At 47.0% G+C, this 338-nt stretch carries 1 pseudogene; it reads left to right on the top strand.

Annotation, left to right across the window (positions count from 1 at the left end):
• Nucleotides 1-338: pseudogene (locus tag FC83_RS13465) on the top strand (phospho-sugar mutase); the annotation flags it as partial.

Raw genomic sequence — 338 nt, 5'->3', positions numbered from 1 at the left:
ATGAGTTGGCAAGATAATTATCAATTATGGCAAAAGGCCCAAAACTTGGACTTGGATTTAAAGGCTCAATTAAAAGAAATGGCAGATGACCCTAAAGCCTTAGAAGATGCTTTCACGGCACCCATGGAATTTGGCACCGCCGGTATGCGGGGGGTTTTGGGTCCTGGGATCAATCGCATGAATATTTATACCGTGCGCCAGGCTACCGAAGGCTTAGCCCGATTTATGGATACCCTAGATGATACCACCAAACAACGGGGGGTAGCCATCAGTTTTGATTCCCGCTATAATTCCGAACTTTTCGCCCATGAGTCTGCTAAAGTTTTAGGGGCCCACGG

This window comes from Agrilactobacillus composti DSM 18527 = JCM 14202, assembly GCF_001436375.1.
Classification (GTDB): domain Bacteria; phylum Bacillota; class Bacilli; order Lactobacillales; family Lactobacillaceae; genus Agrilactobacillus; species Agrilactobacillus composti.
The sequence above is the reverse complement of the archived record's forward strand: the minus strand, read 5'-3'. Positions and strand labels throughout refer to the sequence as shown.